This window comes from Arthrobacter sp. H-02-3, from assembly GCF_003097355.1.
Classification (GTDB): Bacteria; Actinomycetota; Actinomycetes; order Actinomycetales; family Micrococcaceae; genus Arthrobacter; species Arthrobacter humicola.
Genome location: NZ_PYUI01000024.1, coordinates 46,875 through 62,069, shown reverse-complemented (window position 1 = coordinate 62,069; position 15,195 = coordinate 46,875). Strand labels below are relative to the sequence as shown.

14 protein-coding genes are annotated in these 15,195 nt (G+C 67.8%); 12 read left to right on the top strand and 2 right to left on the bottom strand.

Features of this window, described 5'->3' with window-relative positions:
* The first annotated feature begins 3 nt into the window (after positions 1-3).
* Positions 4-600, top strand: a complete 597-nt coding sequence (locus C9424_RS18505; protein WP_116768326.1) for a TetR/AcrR family transcriptional regulator — start codon at positions 4-6, stop codon at positions 598-600.
* Here C9424_RS18505 and C9424_RS18500 read toward each other — a convergent pair.
* A complete protein-coding gene (locus tag C9424_RS18500) occupies positions 597-1,628 on the bottom strand; it encodes an alpha/beta fold hydrolase (RefSeq protein WP_116768325.1) in 1,032 nt (343 codons plus the stop codon). The genes C9424_RS18505 and C9424_RS18500 overlap by 4 nt on opposite strands.
* A gap of 253 nt (positions 1,629-1,881) precedes the next feature.
* Between C9424_RS18500 and C9424_RS18495 the strand changes: the two genes are divergently transcribed.
* The 10 genes from C9424_RS18495 (at position 1,882) to C9424_RS18450 (ending at position 13,459) form a co-directional block, all read left to right on the top strand.
* Complete coding sequence (locus C9424_RS18495; RefSeq protein ID WP_116768324.1) at positions 1,882-2,784, top strand: LysR family transcriptional regulator; 903 nt, start codon at positions 1,882-1,884, stop codon at positions 2,782-2,784.
* Positions 2,785-2,956: 172 nt separating this feature from the next.
* Entirely contained in the window at positions 2,957-4,333 is a 1,377-nt protein-coding gene (locus C9424_RS18490) for an MFS transporter (protein ID WP_116768351.1), read from the top strand.
* Entirely contained in the window at positions 4,330-5,241 is a 912-nt protein-coding gene (locus tag C9424_RS18485; protein ID WP_116768323.1) for a shikimate dehydrogenase, read from the top strand. Before C9424_RS18490 ends, C9424_RS18485 begins: the two co-directional genes overlap by 4 nt.
* Positions 5,238-5,993, top strand: a complete 756-nt coding sequence (locus tag C9424_RS18480) for an SDR family NAD(P)-dependent oxidoreductase (protein ID WP_237563555.1) — start codon at positions 5,238-5,240, stop codon at positions 5,991-5,993. The genes C9424_RS18485 and C9424_RS18480 overlap by 4 nt, the downstream gene beginning before the upstream one ends.
* 65 nt (positions 5,994-6,058) lie before the next feature.
* The gene (locus C9424_RS18475; protein ID WP_116768322.1) at positions 6,059-7,183 is read left to right on the top strand and encodes a Gfo/Idh/MocA family protein; all 1,125 of its coding nucleotides are present in this window, start codon (positions 6,059-6,061) and stop codon (positions 7,181-7,183) included.
* 9 nt (positions 7,184-7,192) lie between these two features.
* Complete coding sequence (locus tag C9424_RS18470) at positions 7,193-9,304, top strand: FAD-dependent oxidoreductase (RefSeq protein ID WP_116768321.1); 2,112 nt, start codon at positions 7,193-7,195, stop codon at positions 9,302-9,304.
* Positions 9,301-10,221 (top strand): sugar phosphate isomerase/epimerase family protein, encoded by a 921-nt coding sequence (locus C9424_RS18465; RefSeq protein WP_116768320.1) that lies wholly within the window; start codon positions 9,301-9,303, stop codon positions 10,219-10,221. The genes C9424_RS18470 and C9424_RS18465 overlap by 4 nt, the downstream gene beginning before the upstream one ends.
* A complete protein-coding gene (locus C9424_RS18460) occupies positions 10,218-11,057 on the top strand; it encodes an aldo/keto reductase (RefSeq protein WP_116768319.1) in 840 nt (279 codons plus the stop codon). Before C9424_RS18465 ends, C9424_RS18460 begins: the two co-directional genes overlap by 4 nt.
* A 12-nt stretch (positions 11,058-11,069) precedes the next feature.
* A complete protein-coding gene (locus C9424_RS18455) occupies positions 11,070-12,881 on the top strand; it encodes an FAD-dependent oxidoreductase (RefSeq protein WP_116768318.1) in 1,812 nt (603 codons plus the stop codon).
* 74 nt (positions 12,882-12,955) lie between these two features.
* Complete coding sequence (locus tag C9424_RS18450) at positions 12,956-13,459, top strand: mycothiol transferase (protein WP_116768317.1); 504 nt, start codon at positions 12,956-12,958, stop codon at positions 13,457-13,459.
* Between the two features lie 16 nt (positions 13,460-13,475).
* Here C9424_RS18450 and C9424_RS18445 read toward each other — a convergent pair whose 3' ends face one another.
* Positions 13,476-14,171, bottom strand: coding sequence for a maleylpyruvate isomerase family mycothiol-dependent enzyme (locus C9424_RS18445; RefSeq protein WP_116768316.1), 696 nt, complete (start codon positions 14,169-14,171; stop codon positions 13,476-13,478).
* Positions 14,172-14,339: 168 nt separating this feature from the next.
* Here C9424_RS18445 and C9424_RS18440 point away from each other — a divergent pair, with 168 nt between their 5' ends.
* Positions 14,340-15,158 (top strand): nuclease-related domain-containing protein, encoded by an 819-nt coding sequence (locus C9424_RS18440; protein ID WP_116768315.1) that lies wholly within the window; start codon positions 14,340-14,342, stop codon positions 15,156-15,158.
* Positions 15,159-15,195 lie beyond the last annotated feature (37 nt).

The following is a 15,195-nucleotide window of genomic DNA, read 5'->3' as shown; positions in this document are numbered from 1 at the left end:
CGGGTGTCTGAGGTGCAGAAAGAGCGGACCAAGCGGGCGGACGCCGTCCGGAACAAGGACGCCATCATCGATGCGGCACTGACCTGCCTCAGCGATGATCCGGGGGCCAGCATGTCTGAAATTGCGCGCGTCGCGGGAGTGGGCAGGGTGACCTTGTACGGACACTTCGCGGACCGGGAGGAACTGGTCGGTGCCGTCTTCGCCCGGACAATGGACCGTGCCGCGGCCGAACTCGCCGCAGTAGACATCAAGCAGGACACGTGGAAGTGCCTCCGGGACCTCGTTCAGTCATCCTGGCGAGTCCTCTATCAGTTCAACTCGCTCCTGGCGGCGGCCGAACCGTACCTTTCGGCCGAGCAAATCAGAGCCCACCATGACAAGCCGCTCGCGCGGGTGATCGCGGTCCTTGAAAAAGGCAGGAGTGAGGGAACCTTCCGCACCGATCAGTCCCTCACGTGGCAGGGGGCCTGCTTCTACTCGATCCTCCACAGCGCAGCCGCGGAAATCCGTGCAGGGCGTCTCACAGAAGACGATGCAGCAAGGGTCCTTCCGGCAACCATCCGGGCCCTCCTGATCCCGCCGGCGGATCCGGCGCCCTAAAGGCCCTGCTTCACGCCGCTTCGGCCCAGGAACTCCGTGATCGTCTTCGCCATAGCTTTGGACTGAGTCCAGTGCAGGTAGTGGTCTCCCTCGAGGACAACCAGCTCGTGGTGCGTGACGTTGGCCAGCTGGCGTTCGTGCGCGGCATACCAGTCCGGCTGCTGTTGCATCGTGTCCCGGGACAGGAAGTCGAGCACCGGGAGGTTGCCGGGGTACCGGACATCCCGGAGCTTCGTGGCGTTCTCGCCCATCCGGAGAGTTTCGTCCGTGACGGCCTGGTTGCCGAAGTTCCAGCTGGTCATCTGGCGGATGTGTTCGCGTTCGGCCGGCGTAAAGCTGTCACCCCCGGGCTCCCCGTAACCCAGAGCTGTGGCCCAGCGGACCACGCCCAGGGTCGAAGGAATGTGCGCCCAGGAGTAGTCCGCTGCGGCCCTCTCCGCGGGGGCCGTAGTTCCGGTCGAGGATGATTTGCCCGCAGGGACGGTCGGGTCGATGCCGATCACCGCGGACACCTCGCGCGGATATTTGTTGGCGTAGTACAGGGTGGAGTAGCCGGCAATGGAGTGCCCGATGAGTGTGTACGGCGCCCTGACGCCGAGTGTGGACAGCACTTCGTGAAGTTCTTCGGTGATGTTTTCTATGGTCCGGGGCCGTGCTGTCATGTCGCTGTAGCCGTAGCCGAACCCCTCAACGGCAATGACCTGGTAGCCTCCCAGCTCCCGGATCAGCGGGGCGAAATCCAGGCCCGGGGCGGGGGTTCCGAGTCCGCTGAGCAGTACGATTGTCGGTCCGGCATCGCCGGTCCGGGTGACGTTGATGATTCCCTCGTTGATGTGGACCTTCTGACCGTAGGCGACCGTGTTGGTCTTCTCGACCTGTTCCACCAGGAGGTTCGTTGAGGTGGAGGCGAGCAGCAGCCCGGCGAGGCTCAGCGCCGCGACTCCTGCCAGCCGGAGGGGCCGTCCCCGCCGCCGGCGGGGCGGCTGGTCCGAGGCTGAGCTGGTGCGGCGGACGAGGCGTAGCGACATGGCAAGAACTCCAGGAAGAAGGGACTGAGGTATGCGGTGCGACGTCTCCGCGCTGTCGATCTGCTGGTTAAATCATACAGTGCTGTATGAGATAAATCAGTGAATGCGCTTATGAATTTTTCCTACGGAGGATCAGGCTTGAACCGGGCTCAATAACCGCACTATTGTGTTGATTCATAGCATTATCCGCATCCGGCCAGAGTCGGACAGGGGTCCGCAAGGGGCCGTCGCAGCGAGGAGTAGGGCGCCTGAAATGACCGAAATCCGATGGCTTGAAGCGTTCGTGGCGGTTGCCGAAGAGCTCCACTTTGGCCGCGCGGCGGTGCGCCTGCACACCTCGCAGTCCCCGCTGAGCCAGACGATCCGCAAGCTCGAGGCCGACCTCGGGACGCGGCTCTTTGAGCGCAATACCCGCAGCGTGGCGCTGACGCCCGCCGGCCACGCCCTCCTGCCGCGGGCTTACCGCGTGCTGCAGGAAATGCGCCTGGCCCGCGAAGCCGCCCAAACGGAGGTCGCGGGCATCCGGGGGAAGATCCGGATCGGTTTCTCCGGAGCGGTGAACCATTTGACCCTTCCGCCGCTCACGCGCGCCTTGCGGCGTCGATATCCCGACATCGAACTGGACCTCACCAGCAGGGTTCGCACGGCGGACGGCCTGGCGAGCGTCGCAAACGGCACCCTTGACCTGGCCTTCGTCGGCTTTCCCGAAACCCCGGTCCCCTCGGTCACGGCCCGGCTGGTTGCCCGCGAGGAAATCGGGGCTGTGCTCCCGCTGGATCACCCGCTGGCCGGCGAAAGGTCCATCCCGCTGCAAAGCCTGGCGGGGGATGACTTCATATCGCCGCCGATGGACGGGTCGTCCTCGATGACGGAGGTGCTGCTGGCCTCATGCATGGCGGCGGGGTTCCGGCCGCGCGTCGTACAGGAGCTGTCGGATCCGTATATGGTCCTGACGTTCGTCGCGGCCGGCGTCGGCGTCACGCTGATGAGCAGCGGAATAGCGAACATCATCCCGTCGGGCGCCACGTACGTGGCACTGGAGGACCCGCAGCACTACATGAACCACGCCATCGCCTGGTCCTCCGAAAATGACTCCGCCGTCCTGGCGGCAGTCCTCGCCGTCGTCGAAGAGATCTTCCCGGACCCGCTCGACTGACCGCAATTGAGATCAAAATCCACTTAGTGATAGACCATTTCTGTCGTGGACTTACACAGTGCGACGCATCACACTTGTGGATGAGCCGCACACAGCGGCGGAACCGATCCGCATCGTCGCCCACTTCAGGAGGCAGCGGAGCAACGGTTCCCGGTCACACGAAGGGAACACCATGTCAATGTCGACATCGGCGCCAGCACGGCCTCGGAACAACGCCAAAATCGCGGCGGTCTCAGGGTTTGTTGGAAGCGCTCTGGAGTATTACGACTTTTTCATCTTCGGCTCAGCGGCAGCGCTGATCTTCGGGAAGCTGTTCTTCGCCCCCGGCCCGTCGTCGATGCTGCTGTCCTTCGCAACGGTCGGCGTCGCTTACGTCGCCCGCCCGCTCGGGGCCGTGATCTGCGGTCACCTCGGCGACAAGTTCGGGCGGAAGCGCGTGCTGCTCTTCACCCTGCTGCTCATGGGCACCTCAACGTTCCTGATCGGCTGCCTTCCCACCTACAGCCAGATCGGCATGGCCGCACCCGTCCTGATCGTGGCCCTTCGGCTGCTTCAGGGACTCTCCGCCGGCGGCGAATCGCCCGGCTCGAGCTCGCTCACCCTCGAGCACGCCCCCGACACGAAGCGCGCTTTCTACACGAGCTGGACGATGAGCGGCATCATGTTCGGCATCGTGCTCTCCACCCTGGTCTTCATTCCCGTGGCGTCCATGCCGGAAGAGCAGCTCCTGGCCTGGGGCTGGCGCATCCCGTTCCTCGCAAGCGCAATCGTGACCGTCATCGCCTTTGTGCTGCGGCGTCTCCTCGAAGAGCCTCCGGTCTTTGAAGAAGTGAAAGACAACGACGAAGTGGTCAAGGTACCCCTGGTCACCCTGTTCCGCTACCACTGGGTCACCGTGCTCCGCATCACGGCGATGTCACTGTTCACCATCATCAATACGATCATCAACGTCTTCGCGCTCTCCTATGCCACATCGGTGGTGGGAATCGACAAGGGACTCATGCTCGTGGTGATCGCCGTGGCCAACGTCACCGCAGTCGCCATGGGGCCCCTGGCCGGACTTCTTTCGGACCGCATCGGCCGCAAGCCGGTCTTCCTTACCGGGCTCGTCCTGCAGATCGGGATGATCTACGTGTTCTTCTCAGCCCTGTCCGCAGCGAACGTTCCGCTGATCTTCCTGACCGGAATCCTGCTCATCGGTGTCGCCTATACCGGCGCGAATGCCATTTACCCCGCCTACTTCCCGGAGCAGTTCCCGGTCAAGGTCCGCTACTCGGGCATGGCCATCAGCCTCATGTTCGGCCTGCTCCTGGCCGGGTTCGCTCCCGCGATTTCCGAACTTCTGATTGGGGGCAACAAAGGCAACTGGATCCCCGTGGCCACCTTTGCCGCCGTGGCCTGCCTCATCTCCGCGATCGCAACCCTCACCGGTCCCGAGACGTACCGGACCCCCACCGCGCTGCTGGGATTGAAGAAATCCCACAAGCGGCTCCTGGCGCCGCAGGCCGTCGTGGCAGAAGCAGCCCTGACAGAGAAGGTGCGGGCATGAGCCTGCAGACGCTGGAGAGCACGTGGGCGTTTGAGCCCCGGGCTGCCGATCCGACCCACCGGCACGTCGTCGGCCTGCTGGGCGCCGGCATCGGCGGATCGCTGACGCCCCGCCTTCATGAGGCTGAAGCCGATCAGCTCGGCCTGTCCTACACCTACCGGGTGATCGACCTCGACACCGTCGGCCAGCCCGCCGAGCGGTCCGCCGCCCTGGTCCGCAGCGCAGCCGACTTCGGCTACGACGGACTCAACGTCACCCACCCCAGCAAGCAGCTGGTCCAGGATGGCCTGGATGATCTTTCACCCGACGCCCGCATCCTGGGCGCCGTGAATACGATCACCTTCCACGGTGGAAAAGCAGTAGGCCACAACACGGACCACCTCGGCTTCATCGGCGGCTTCCGGGCCGGCCTCCCCGCCGCCGCGACCAACCTGGTGGTCCAGATCGGCGCCGGCGGAGCGGGAGCAGCGGTCGCCTATGGACTCCTCCGCGCCGGCACCCGGCAGCTGGTCATCGCCGACATCGAACCGGGCAGGGCCGAGGGCCTCGCCGCACGGCTCGCCCCGCACTTTCCGGACAGCGAGGTGTCCGTCACGCGCACCGACTCCGTGGCCCCGAGCCTCCGGACAGCCGACGGGCTCGTGAATACGACGCCGATCGGCATGAGCGGCCATCCGGGCCTTCCGGTGGATCCCGAACTTCTCCATTCCGGACTCTGGGTCGCGGACGTCATCTACCGGCCCCTCGACACTGAACTGATCAGGGCCGCCCGGGACCGCGGCTGCGCGGTGCTCGACGGCGGACGCATGGTGGTCGGACAGGCCGTCGCCGCCTTCGAGCTCTTCACCGGCATCCGGCCCGACGCCGAACGCATGCTGGCCAGCTTCCGGGCCGAGGCCCGCTCATGAGTTCAGACGTGGCACCCGGCACTGCAATACCCGGCACCATCGCGGAGTCACGCTGCCTGGTCATCGGCGCAGCGAGCGGCATCGGCCTGGCGACGGCGGAACGTCTCAGGGCGTCGGGCGCCGCCGTCATCGGGGCTGACCTCCCGTCCGCCCGCTGGCCCGGCGAGGACCCCGGATCACTTCCGCTGGACGTGACGGACCCCGAGTCCGTTCGTGCCGCCGTTGCCTCGGCCGTACAGGCCATGGGCGGCCTCGACGCCGTCGTGAACTGCGCGGGCATCCTGGGGCCGGTGGCCTCAGCACTGGGCACTACGGTCGAAGAATTCGAACGGATCCTGACGGTCAACCTCACGGGGGCCTTCATCGTCTCCCGGGCGGTACTGCCCGCCATGGCGGCGGCGGGCTACGGGCGGCTCCTGCACCTTTCGTCGACGGCGGGCAAGGAGGGCGTGATCAACATGCCCGCCTACTCCGCCAGCAAGGCCGGCATCCTGGGCCTCGTGAAGTCGCTGGCCAAGGAATTTGCCCTCACCGGCGTCACCGTCAATGCCCTGGCCCCCGGCAACGTCATGACACCGCTGTTCCAGGAAGTCCCGGCGGAACAGCAGGCGGCACAGGCCGCCAAGATCCCCATGGGCCGTTTCGGCACACCCGCCGAAGCCGCTGCACTTATCGAATTCATCGTCTCGCCCGCGGCCTCCTACACCACCGGAGTCGTGTTCGACCTCTCCGGGGGCCGCGCCACGTACTAGCTGCGCTAGCACCTTAGCCCACCACATTTCTCCACGATCCCCGGATCAGAAAGACGGCTCTTCCGATGACCCCCTCAGCATCCCCGGCCCCCCGCACGCTCCGCGTTGGAATAGCCGGCTGCGGCGCCATTTCGCGCAACCACCTGGCGGCCTTCCGTGCCCTCGACAACGTGCAGATCACGGGCGTGTGCGACGTCGACCTGGACCGGGCGCAGGCCACCGCCGCCGCCTGGGGTGTTCCGGCGGCCGTCGCCACCGTGGGCGAGCTGCTGGACCTGGACCTGGACCTCGTGTCCGTCTGCACGCCGCACCCCACCCACGAGGACGTCGTGCTGCAGGCTGCCGCCGCCGGGGTCCACGTGCTCTGCGAGAAGCCGATCGCCATCGAACTGGCCTCCGCGGAGCGCATGGTTGCCGCCTGCGATGCCGCGGAAGTGAGGCTGGGCGTCCTGTTCCAGCGCCGCTTCTGGCCGGCGGCGCAGCGCATCCGCGCCGCGATCGACGACGGCACGCTGGGCCGGCCCATCATGGGCCAGTGCTCGGTGATGCTGCACCGTGACCCCGAGTACTACTCCCGGGACGCCTGGCGGGGGACCTGGGCCAACGACGGCGGCGGAGTCCTCATGACCCAGGCCATCCACTACATCGACCTCCTCCAGTGGTTCATGGGCGACGTGGCCGAGGTCTACGGCAGGATCAACACCTACAAGCACGGCCATCACATCGAGGTGGAAGACTCGGCCGCCGCCGTCATCACCTTCACCTCCGGGGCCATGGCCACCCTGGAAGCCTCGACGGCGGTATCCCCGAGCCTGGGCGTGCAGCTGCGCGTCACGGGGGAGACGGGCGCTTCCGCCTCCCTCACCGAATTTCCGGAAGGCAGCGACGGCCGCGTGGACTTGTGGGCCGTGGCGGAGACGATCAGCGCGGAGCCCGCCCACCCGGAAGGCGTCCACCCGAATGTGGACCTGGCCACCATCAACGGCCAACTGATCCCGCACCACACCACCCAGGTCCGTGACTTCGTCCAGGCCCTCCGCGACCGCACGGACCCCGCCATCACCGGCCACGACGCCACCAAAGCCCTGCGGATCCTGCTCGCCGTCTACGAGTCCTCACGGTCCGGGCAACCCGTGCGCTTCGCCGCTCTACCGTCCACCAAGCAAACACCGGCGCCTGTCGCCGGCTAAGGAACAGTCATGGAACTCAACACCCGCCGCGCCGCCCAAACCCTGAGCGCCCAAACCCTGAGCGCACAGCCCCTGACGCTGGGCCGCAACGGCCGCACCCCGAAAACCCTCCGCAACCGCCTCGCCTCCGCCCCGATGGAGCGCAACTACGGCACCACCGAGGGCGCCATCACAGAGCAGTACATTGACTACCTCGTCACCCGGGCCAAGGCCGGCCTCGGCCTGGTCACCACGGAAGCCACCTTCGTCCGAGCCGACGGCAAGGGCCGCACCCACCAGCTGGGCCTGCACACCGATGCCATGATTCCCGGGCTGCGCCGGCTCACCGACGCCCTGCACGCCGAGGGTGCGCTCGCCGCCGTCGAACTCAACCATGGAGGCCGTACCGCGCAGGCCGCCGTCTCCGGGTTCAAGAACCTGGCACCGTCGCCGGTCCCGTGTGCGACGGCGGGCGGGGAGGTTCCGCGGGAACTCACCGCCGCCGAGTGCTATGAGCTCGCGGACGCCTACGCCCAGGCCGCCCGCCGGGCCGTGCAGGCAGGCTTCGACGTCATCAACATCCACGGAGCCCACGGCTACCTGATCCACCAGTTCATGTCGCCGATTTCCAACCACCGCACCGACGAGTTCGCCGCCCCCGAACGCTTCATGAACCTGGTCATCGACGCCGTACGGGCAGCTGTCCCGGACACGATCGTGGGACTGCGCGTCTCGGTGGTGGAGGGTCCTGCCGAGGGAATCAGCGCCGAACAGCAGCTCGGGATCATCGCCAAGGCCCACCTGGAACACCTGGACTTCCTGGACATCTCCGCCGGCAGCTACGAAGCCGGCGAATGGATCGTGCAGTCCGGCGAATGGAAGCCGGGCATCCTGGCCGACTACGCCAAGGCGTACCGCCAATTCGGGCTGCCACTTGGCATGGCCGGCCGGCTGAACTCCCCGGAGATCATCGAGGAGGTCCTCCGCGAGGGGACCTGCGACTTCGTCAGCCTGGCCCGCGCCATCCACGCCGACCCCGCCTTCGTGGGCGGTGTCCTGCGCGGCGAGCGCTACCGGCCCTGCATTGCCTGCAACGTCTGCATCGACAACCTCGGACTTGGCCAGGTGACCTGCACGGTCAACCCGGCCGTGGGCCGTTCCCGCGTCCCCGTCCCCACCCCCGCCGTCCGCGACGGCTCCCGCGTTGTGGTGGTCGGTGCCGGGCCCGCCGGCCTGACCGCCGCCCGCGAACTCGCCGAAGCCGGCGCCCACGTGACCGTGCTCGACGCCGCCGCCCGCCCCGGCGGTCAGTTCGCCCTGGCCGAACGCATGAAATCCACGCCGGACTTCCACCGCTTCGCCGAATGGTCCGCGGAGGAGAACGCGCGGCTCGGCATCGACGTCCGTCCGGGCACTCGCGTGGACACCGACGCCCTCGGCGAGCTGGTGCGTGACACCGCGGCAGACGCCGTCGTGATCGCCACCGGCGGGCTACGGCCGGCCGCCGGGTTCCCCGGTGACGACTCCCCGAACGTCCTGGACGTGCGGGCGTGGCTCGCCGCCCACGCGGACATCCTCGACGGCAGCGCCGCCGCTCCGGAGGCCGTGACCATGTGGGGCGCCGATTCCGTCGCCATGAGCGTTGCGGACACCCTTGCCGACCGCGGGACTGCGGTTCTCCTGGTGGGACCGCAGGAAGTCATCGCCCCGGAATCGGGCCGCCGCGCCAAGATCCTGGCCGTGCCCCGGCTGACCGCCAACCCCCGGGTGCGGATCCGCCTGGGCGCGGCCATTGAGGAGTACGACGGCGCCCGGGTCCGGATCAGCGGGCCGGGCCTTCCGGCCGGAGGCGAATGGCTGGCCGCTCCGGGACCTGTCCTGGTCTCACGCTCAGTGGTCCCGCTGGATGGCTCGGTCCCGGCCGACGTCCGGGACGCGCGACTGACCGGCACCGCCGGAGTGCCGGTGACCCTGGCCGGGACCGTCGTGGACCAGACGCCCGCGATCGCCTCCAACGCCGTCAAAAGCGGTTACGACGCAGCCCAGCGCATCGCCGCGCTCCTGACACCCGGCACCACTGGGAGCCCTACCGAGAACACGACTGAGAACAAGACGATGAGCCTGAACGGAGCAGCATCATGACCCACGGCACCCGGCGACCATTGGGGCTCGCCCAACTGTCCCTCCTGAACACCGCCCCGCCGCAACTGCTCGGCATCGCGGCTGCAGCAGGCTTCGACTTCATCGGAGCCCGGGTCCGTCCCGTGACTGCGGCCGAACGGCCTTACGACCTCCAGCCCGGCTCGCCGATGTTGCGGGAAACCCTGGCCCGGATGCGGGACACCGGCGTGAGTGTCCGTGACATCGAATTCCTGCTGCTGGACGGCACCGACCAGCGGGACGCCTGGCTGCGGATGATGGAAGCCGGACAGGCCTTGGGGGCCGTATCCCTGACCGTCGCCGGAGCCGATCCGGACAGTGCCCGGCTGGTCCACACGCTGGCCCGGATGACCGACGACGGCCGCGGTTTCGGAATCACCCCGACCCTTGAGGCGATCTCCTACCAGCCCGTGGCCTCGATCGCCCAGGCCGCGGACATCGCCCGGCAGGCCGGCTGCAGGATCGTGGTGGACACCCTGCACTTCAACCGGTTCAACGGCTTCACCTCTGTCACCTCTGTCAACTCGGTCAACGGCCGGGATGGCCGGGACAGCGGGGAAGCCGGGCAATGGGAGCAGCTGCGCGCCAACGCGGACCTGGTGCCACTGCTGCAGCTGTGCGACGGGCCGGCCCGGCGGCCGGCCAGCCGCGAGGATCTCGTCACCGAATCCCGCTCGGAACGCGAGGTGCCCGGCGAGGGCGACTTCGACCTCGCCGCCGCCGTGGCCGCCCTCCCGGAGTCCCTCCCGCTGAGTGCGGAGACGCCGTCGGACCGCCGCGTGGCCGAACTCGGCGAACTTGGCTGGGCGCGCCGGCTCAAATCCGGCGTCGAGGCGGTGCTGGCGGCCGCCAGCACCCTCCGGGACGCGGAAATCCTCCAGGAAGCAGGCCTCCGATGAATGAAACGAAGGACGACATCACGACGGCGGAACTGGCCCCCGGCGTCCGCATCCCGCTCATCGGGCTGGGAACCTGGCCCCTGACCGGCGAGGACGCCGCGGCGGCGGTGGTCCAAGCGATCGGCAGCGGCTACCGGCACATCGACACGGCCGAGAACTATGCCAATGAGGCCGCCGTGGGGGAGGGGATCCGGCGCAGCGGGATCGAGCGCAGCCGGCTGTTCCTCACCACCAAGTTCAACACCGAATGGCACAGCCGGGACGGCGTGCGCGAGGCCTTCGGCCACGCCGTGAAGCGCCTCCGGACCGACTATCTGGACCTTTTCCTGGTGCACTGGCCCAACCCGGCGCAAGGTCGGTTCGTCGAGGCCTGCGAAGGACTTCAACGCCTGGTGGAGGAGGGCTCCATCCGGGCCTGGGGCGTGTCCAACTTCAAACCGGCCCACCTGCGGCTCGTTCAAGCCGCCGGGCTGAAGGTTCCGGTGAACCAGGTGCAGATCGACCCCGAACACGGTCAGCCCCGGCAGCTTGCCTACCACCGGGACCACAGCATACTGACCGCCGCCTACAGCCCGCTCGGCCGCAACGGCGCCTTCCTCAGCCACCCTGCCGTGACGGGCCCGGCCCGGGACCTCGGCAAGACCCCCGCGCAGATCGTGCTGCGCTGGCACGTTCAACACGGCCGGGTGGCCGTGCCCAAGTCAGCAAGCCTTGACCGTCAGCGCGAAAACCTCGACGTCTTCACCTTCGGCCTGAGCCAGGAGCAGCTCGACGCGATCGACGCACTCGACACCGGGGCGCCCCCGCGCCTGGACTCCGACACCTTCTTCCACTGAAAGAGAAACACCATGCCTGCATCCCTAGACACCCATCATGACCGCACCAGCCTGGACTGTGACGTCCTGGTGGTGGGCTCCGGAGCCGGCGGCCTGTCCGCCGCGGTCACGGCCGCCTACCACGGGCTGAAAGTCATTGTTGTTGAAAAGGCCGATGTCTGCGGCGGCGCCACCTCGTGGTCCGGCGGCTGGGCCTGGACCCCGGGGAACCCGCTGGCCAAGGCCGACGGCGTCAACGAGGACCGCGAACTCTTCCGCACCTACCTGCGCCACCGGCTGGGCGGGAACTACCGCGACGACAAGGTGGACGCGTTCCTTGAGGCCGTCCCGCACATGGTCGGCTTCTTCCACGACAAGACCAGCCTGCAGTTTGTCCCCGGCGCCAAAATCAAGGACATCTACGGCAGCACGCCCGGTGCCGGCACCGGGCACCGCTCGGTGGGGCCCAAGCCGTTCAACGCCCGGCGGATCAGGCCCGAGTTGCGCGCCAAGATGCGCCACCAGCTCTACGAGACCTCCTTCCTGGGCATGGGCATCATGGCCGGCCCGGACCTCACCAAGTTCCTCTCCGCCTCCCAGGGCAACGTCCAAGGACTCTTCCACGCCGGCTGGCGGGTGGGCCTGCACCTGCTGGATCTCCTGATCCACCGGCGCAACATGCAGCTGGTCAACGGCACCGCGCTCACCGGCCGGCTCATGAAATCCGCCGATGACCTCGGCGTGGACATCCGCGTCTCCACCCCCGCGAAACGCCTGATCACGGACGCTTCCGGCAAAGTGACCGGAGCTGTGGTGAGCTCACCGGAAGGCGAGCTGCAGATCAACGCCGCGCGCGGCGTCGTGCTGGCCGCCGGCGGCTTCCCGAACGACGTCACCCGGCGCGCCGCGCTGTTCCCCAAGACCCCCACCGGGCGCGAGCACTGGACGCTGGCGCCGAAGGAGACCACGGGCGACGGCATCACCATGGCCCAGGCCGTGGGCGCCAGGTTCGACACCGACATGAACTCCCCGGCCGCCTGGTGCCCGGTCTCCCTGGTCCCGTACCGCAGCGGACGCACCGGGACGTTCCCGCACATCATGGACCGCGCCAAACCCGGCAGCATCGGCGTGCGCGCGGACGGACGCAGGTTCGTGAACGAGGCCAACGGCTACTACGACTACGTCGAGGGAATGCTCAACGCGACCCTGGACGGCGAACCCGTCGAGGCCTGGCAGATCGCCGACGCCGCGTTCGTGCGCAAGTTCCCGCTGGGCATGGCCAAGCCGCTTCCCGTGCCGCTCTTCCCCTTCCTGCGCTCCGGCTACCTCAAGAAAGGCCGGACCATCGAGGAACTCGCCGTTGCCTGCGGCATCGACCCGGAAAGCCTCGCAAAGACCGTCGCAGACTTCAACAAGAACGCCCGCAAGGGCGTCGACCCCGACTTCGACCGCGGCGCCAGCGAATTCAACCGCTACGGCGGGGACCCGAAGAACACGCCCAACCCGTCGCTGCGCCCGCTCGAAAAGGGGCCGTTCTACGCGGTAAAGATCGTGCCGGGATCCTTCGGCACCTTCGCGGGACTCGCCGCCGACTCGCGCGCCCGGGTACTGGACACCGCCGGAAGGCCCATTGCAGGCCTCTATGTCGCCGGAAATGACCAGGCATCCGTCATGGGCGGCCATTACCCGGCCGGCGGCATCAACCTCGGACCAGCCCTGACGTTCGGCTACATCGCAGGCCGCGACCTCGCCAACGCGACACACTACGAAGACGACAGCAGCCTGGCCCCTGAGCGTACCGCGGGGGATGAGGAGCCCGCGGACCACGTGACCGCCTCGGCGTAGGGCCGGCCCTACCCACCGCTGCGGCTTCCGTGCAAGCATGGGGACTCAGCGATGATGCACCGTGAGGGGACTCGATGAAATCCAACGAACTGCTGCTGGACGCCTTCGGCCGCATCCATGAGACCGTGGCCGCCGCGCTGGAGGGCGTCGACGACGAGACTCTGGTGCGCCGGCCGGCGGGTAACGGAAATTCGATGGCATGGCTGATCTGGCACCTCAGCCGGGTCGAAGACGCGCAACTCGCCTCCGCCGCAGGCCTGGAACAGGTCTGGACCTCGCAGGGGTTCGCCGGCAGATTCGACCTTCCGCTGCCCAAACGCGACACCGGCTACGGCCATTCGAGCAGCCAGGTCGACGCGGTGCGGGTTTCCCGGCAGCTGTTGTTCGACTACTACGACGCCGTTCACCGGCAGACCGTGGGGTTCCTGACGCCGCTCGGCGACGAGGACTTCGACCGCATCGTCGATACGCGATGGGACCCGCCCGTCACGCTTGGGGTGCGGCTGGTCAGCACGATTGCCGACTGCCTCCAGCACGTGGGGCAGGCGGCATATGCCAGGGGTTTGAATCCCGCCTAAGCCCGAACTCCGGGCCTCACGGCGTAAGCGGGCCCCGAAGGACGCGAAGGGCAACGGCGGCGTCACCTTCGATGATGGCAGTATCCTCGAGCTTGGATCGGCCCCAGAGGCCGAGATACATCCCAACCGCCGGGGCCGTAATTGATGCCACGGCGGGACCCGGGCCCAGGGTCCAGCTCGCGGCCCCGGGCACGTGGAAGGTTACGGCCTTGTCCGGGGGCGGCATCCGGCCCAGTCGAAGTTGGCGCGGGGTGAACATCGTCAGGACCTCGGCGATCCCGTCGAGCATGAAGTCTTCGCCAAGAGCGGGGCTTTCCAGGCCCAGCGCCTGGCATGCGTCGATGAGGTGGATGGCGTGTTCGTGGGCTTGGCGTCGAAGCCAAAACCCGGCCGTGCGCGGCGGTGGTCCAAAAGTCCAGCACCGTGTCTCTGGATCAAGGGCCATGAGCGTCTCGAAGAAGGGTCCAACGCCGTCGAGGAACCAGGCTGCCGCGCCTTCGACAGGCGGGGCCGGTTCCGCAACGAACGTGCCCTCACGAACCACTGCGGCAGCCCACCGCTCAATTGAACCGAGATGCCCGAAAAGTTCCTCGAGAGTCCATCCGGCGCAGGCCGGAACGGAGCGGGCCAGCACGTCCACCGGCTGGCGGGCGAGCGTGCTGAGGCGGTCAAGAGAGCTGGCAAGCTCGGCCTGGTAGCGATCGGGGACCATGGGATGAGCCTAACGCGACACCCGGCGAGGGCCCCACGCGCGCTGCCTGGGACCGGGGCGTCATCCGCGATGCCCGCAAGGATTGCGGCACGCCGACGCTCCCTCCTCGCGGTGTGGGCCATCGACGCGTAGGCTGCCTCGCATGCGTCCCACACCACAGCCGCAGCCATGATCGCAGACCCCGCGCCTGCGCTGCTCACCGAGCGATTTGCGGCGCAGTCCGTGATCGAGGAACTCCTGGCAGTCCAGGCGCTCGTACCGCCGCGTTCGCGGCTCCGGCGGATATTCGGCGCCAGCCCGTTGAACGACGCCAGCTGGCCCTGGTACAAGGGTGCACTGGGCGAGATTACCGTGGGACGGATTCTGGCCGGGCTGGGGCCCGAATGGCTGGTGCTGCATGCCGTCCCGGTCGGCTCAGACTGGTCGGACATCGATCACGTGCTTGTCGGTCCGGCCGGCGTCTTCACCCTCAACACCAAGAACCATGCGGATCAATCGATCTGGGTGGCAGGGCAGACCCTGATGGTGTCAGGAAAGAAGCAACGCCATCTCTACAACGCCGCGCACGAGGCCGCCCGGGCCTCGAAGCTCCTCAGCACCGCAGCGGGCGCGGCAGTCGAGGTGACCGGCGTCGTGGTGATCGTTGAACCCCGGCGGCTCACGGTTAGGGAGAAGCCGCGCCAGGTGATGGTGCTGAGCGAACGGCAGCTCCTGGGCTTTCTCCAGCGGCGCCACCCCGTCTTGAACGCTGAACAGGTACACGGTATCGCCGCCGCGGCCATGCAGCCCCGGACCTGGCACACGAAGCCGACGGCGCGCGGCAATCCTGATGAACTCAAACGGAATTTCGCCGCCCTCCGGGACCTGGTGGATCAGGCACGACGGCGCCGGGTCGCCTGGGCGCTCGGCGTGCCGGCCGTCGGCGTCCTGATGCTGACCGGAGGCCAGTGGGGCGCCGCGATCATGCACGCTTTGACCAACCGGTAGGGGAGACCCTCCAGCGCGGCGCTTGCGTCAGCAGTCC

Coding starts and splice junctions, on each gene's coding strand:
- C9424_RS18480 (WP_237563555.1), top strand. CDS start 5,238: ATGAGTTCAGACGTGGCACCCGGCACTGCAATACCCGGCACCATCGCG.
- C9424_RS18490 (WP_116768351.1), top strand. CDS start 2,957: ATGTCAATGTCGACATCGGCGCCAGCACGGCCTCGGAACAACGCCAAA.
- C9424_RS18475 (WP_116768322.1), top strand. CDS start 6,059: ATGACCCCCTCAGCATCCCCGGCCCCCCGCACGCTCCGCGTTGGAATA.
- C9424_RS18500 (WP_116768325.1), bottom strand. CDS start 1,628: ATGTCGCTACGCCTCGTCCGCCGCACCAGCTCAGCCTCGGACCAGCCG.
- C9424_RS18440 (WP_116768315.1), top strand. CDS start 14,340: ATGATCGCAGACCCCGCGCCTGCGCTGCTCACCGAGCGATTTGCGGCG.
- C9424_RS18485 (WP_116768323.1), top strand. CDS start 4,330: ATGAGCCTGCAGACGCTGGAGAGCACGTGGGCGTTTGAGCCCCGGGCT.
- C9424_RS18445 (WP_116768316.1), bottom strand. CDS start 14,171: ATGGTCCCCGATCGCTACCAGGCCGAGCTTGCCAGCTCTCTTGACCGC.
- C9424_RS18450 (WP_116768317.1), top strand. CDS start 12,956: ATGAAATCCAACGAACTGCTGCTGGACGCCTTCGGCCGCATCCATGAG.
- C9424_RS18495 (WP_116768324.1), top strand. CDS start 1,882: ATGACCGAAATCCGATGGCTTGAAGCGTTCGTGGCGGTTGCCGAAGAG.
- C9424_RS18470 (WP_116768321.1), top strand. CDS start 7,193: ATGGAACTCAACACCCGCCGCGCCGCCCAAACCCTGAGCGCCCAAACC.
- C9424_RS18460 (WP_116768319.1), top strand. CDS start 10,218: ATGAATGAAACGAAGGACGACATCACGACGGCGGAACTGGCCCCCGGC.
- C9424_RS18455 (WP_116768318.1), top strand. CDS start 11,070: ATGCCTGCATCCCTAGACACCCATCATGACCGCACCAGCCTGGACTGT.
- C9424_RS18465 (WP_116768320.1), top strand. CDS start 9,301: ATGACCCACGGCACCCGGCGACCATTGGGGCTCGCCCAACTGTCCCTC.